This window comes from Actinomycetes bacterium, assembly GCA_024222295.1.
GTDB lineage: Bacteria > Actinomycetota > Acidimicrobiia > Acidimicrobiales > Microtrichaceae > JAAEPF01.
Window position 1 is genome coordinate 1 of the sequence record JAAEPF010000112.1, and the last position, 2,331, is coordinate 2,331.

Sequence of the window (2,331 nt, forward strand, 5' to 3'; positions counted from 1 at the left end):
AATGCCCGCCAGTGGATCGGGTCCGCTCAGTGTGCGTGCGACCGCTGGAGCAGCCCGAGGAGGGCACGCTCCAGCCTGTCGAGCCGGGCGTGGTACTCGGCGCAGGGCAGCCCGTGGGAGTTCATGGCCCGCGCGGAGATGCGCGCCTGGGTCAGCGCGTCGTAATGATCCCAGAGGCGAGCCTGGTAGGGGGTGCAGTCCCTGCGAATCATGGCTCCTCCGCGGGTGGCCCGAGCATGCCGTGGGCAGCCCGGGCCCCCTCCACCAGGTCCTCGATGCGGCGGCGCAGCTGGCGCATCCGGCGGTGGTGGTCAGGTGGTGCACCGATCCCCCGCGCACGCTCCAGGTCTGCGCCCAGCCGCCCGAGGGACGCCAGGACCGCCTGGGTCTCTCGTTCGAGGTCCGCGAGGCACGCAGCCGCATCGAGGATCTCTGAGTGGAGGGTTGCACGCACCGAGATCTCCCCGGCGTGGTACGGATTGGCCACGTCGGTCACGATGACCTCCGCCGCTGCCACGCATCGGCCAGGGCCATCGCCGCACGCCCGACCCGGATCTGCTCGCTGGCCCGGGCGACCTCCCGCGCCTGAAAGCGGCAGGTCCAGACCAGCTCTGCGATCTGCTCGGTGACCTCGGGATCGATGCCCGCGGCGTGCAGGTCACGCTGCAGGGCTGGCATGTTCCAGCCGGCGAACCGCGCATCGAGTGCGTCTCTCCGCGCCGCGGCCAGTCCCGGATACTCGGGCGACGAGACGACAGCGGTCATGCAGCTTTCCTGGATCGCCTCGATCACGTCCCGCAATTTCGGGGTGCGCAACCCGGGCTCGGTGGCCCGGGCGCGCTCGGCCTCCTGCGCCCGCACGCATCGAGGACACACTCCGCCGTCCGGCGTCGAGAGCAATTGCTCCCGCGGCGTGGACCGCCCGCACCATTCACACTCCGGCATGCTCCACCTCCTCGCCCAACGTGCCCGCCAGCCGGTGCGCCTGGATGTGATCCGCCAGAACCTGCGTGTCCACGTCCGCCCCGAGCGCCTGCAGCAGCTCCCGGTGCCGCTCCAGCGCAGCGAGCAGCCTGCGCATGGCCTGCTCCGCGGTGCTGCCCGCGCCCTCGATCGTGACCCCGTCCTCGCACGCCGGGAGCGTGCCGTGGGCCACGATGGCCCGCGCTCCCCACTCTCGGCGCGGCAAAAATCCTCCCGCGTCCACATAGATCGGAAGGGGGCGGCCCAGGATGGTCTCGACCGCCTCGGCAAACTGGCTCACTGTCATCTCATCACTCATCTTGCTCTCCTCGCAACTGTTCGATCACGCTCTCGCGCTGCTGGTTATCCGGATCAAAAACCTGGCCCGCCTCCAGCACCACGATGTCCTCGACCCGGAGGTCATCGCAGAGCCTGATCTCGACCTGGACCTCCTCGGCGACCGGGGCGTGCTCCAGACCGGCAGGCTCTGCCGGGGTGTAGCTCACCACCTGGGCCTCCATCTCCAGATCCATGCTCACCTCTGCGCGAGCACCCGCGCAGACGATCTCCAGGGTCACAGGCACGAGGACTCTCACGATCCCACCTGGCGGCGCGCGAGCACGGCAGCTGTCACATGCGTGATCAGGCCGACGGGGGTCTGCACCGCCCGCCAGATGTAATCGGTCTGATCGGGCGCATTGAGCCACAGTTCCGCCCACCCGGTGCCACCGCCGCGATACACGAGCATGTACTCCTGGCCGGATTCATCATCGATCGCGTAGACCCCCAGCGCGCCGTCAATGTCGGTCACATCCCCCACCGGCTGCGCCCGGCAGACGCAGCGCACGTGATAGCGGCCAGCCATGCGTCGCACCCGACGCCGGAACACCTCATCCTGGGACGCCTGCGCATCGTCACCGATGTCCTGCGCGGGTCGCCTCACCCACTGCTGGAGATACACATCCCAGTAGCTCACACTGCCGTCTCGGTGGTACGTGGGGGCCCCATCGGGCTTCCAATTCGGTGTCATCGCTTTTTCTCCTCGTCGCTTGGGTTACCGAGACGCCCTTCGGCGTTTCGCCCGGCACCCAGCCGGGCTCATCAGTCGGTCAGTGGATCCGGCGCGCGCTGGGGCGCTTTTTCTTCGGGGCGGGCGCGGTCTCGATGACCGGCTCCACGATGCGCCGAGCGCTGGCCCGGCGGCGGGGAGCCTGGCGCGCCATCCTGCGCGCTGCGCGGACCTCGTCGCGGCTCGGGACGGGCTCGCCGGCGAGGCGGTGGCGCGCCTGGACCGTGTGGTAGCAGTGTCCGTGGACCTCGTAGCCGCGACAGTTGCAGGTGATGTCGCTGCCGTCCGCCTCGTGGCCG

General features: G+C 69.7%; 7 protein-coding genes. All 7 read right to left on the reverse strand.

The window, feature by feature from the left end; genetic code table 11:
- Positions 1-26: 26 nt before the first annotated feature.
- Positions 27-212, reverse strand: coding sequence for a hypothetical protein (locus tag GY812_17730; protein MCP4437322.1), 186 nt, complete (start codon positions 210-212; stop codon positions 27-29).
- On the reverse strand, positions 209-496 hold the full coding sequence (locus tag GY812_17735) for a hypothetical protein (GenBank protein MCP4437323.1): 288 nt from the start codon (positions 494-496) through the stop codon (positions 209-211). Before GY812_17735 ends, GY812_17730 begins: the two co-directional genes overlap by 4 nt.
- On the reverse strand, positions 493-792 hold the full coding sequence (locus GY812_17740) for a hypothetical protein (protein ID MCP4437324.1): 300 nt from the start codon (positions 790-792) through the stop codon (positions 493-495). Before GY812_17740 ends, GY812_17735 begins: the two co-directional genes overlap by 4 nt.
- A gap of 139 nt (positions 793-931) precedes the next feature.
- The gene (locus GY812_17745; protein ID MCP4437325.1) at positions 932-1,282 is read right to left on the reverse strand and encodes a hypothetical protein; all 351 of its coding nucleotides are present in this window, start codon (positions 1,280-1,282) and stop codon (positions 932-934) included.
- Positions 1,275-1,559: a hypothetical protein gene (locus GY812_17750; GenBank protein MCP4437326.1), complete on the reverse strand. Its 285-nt coding sequence runs from the start codon at positions 1,557-1,559 to the stop codon at positions 1,275-1,277. Before GY812_17750 ends, GY812_17745 begins: the two co-directional genes overlap by 8 nt.
- Complete coding sequence (locus GY812_17755; GenBank protein ID MCP4437327.1) at positions 1,556-1,939, reverse strand: hypothetical protein; 384 nt, start codon at positions 1,937-1,939, stop codon at positions 1,556-1,558. The genes GY812_17750 and GY812_17755 overlap by 4 nt, the downstream gene beginning before the upstream one ends.
- A 133-nt stretch (positions 1,940-2,072) precedes the next feature.
- Positions 2,073-2,331, reverse strand: a 259-nt coding sequence (locus GY812_17760; protein MCP4437328.1) for a hypothetical protein, incomplete at its 5' end; no start/stop codon positions are given.

What these genes read in the sequence shown, in the direction of transcription:
- GY812_17730 (MCP4437322.1), bottom strand. Translation starts at nt 212, where the DNA reads ATGATTCGCAGGGACTGCACCCCCTACCAGGCTCGCCTCTGGGATCAT.
- GY812_17745 (MCP4437325.1), bottom strand. Translation starts at nt 1,282, where the DNA reads ATGAGTGATGAGATGACAGTGAGCCAGTTTGCCGAGGCGGTCGAGACC.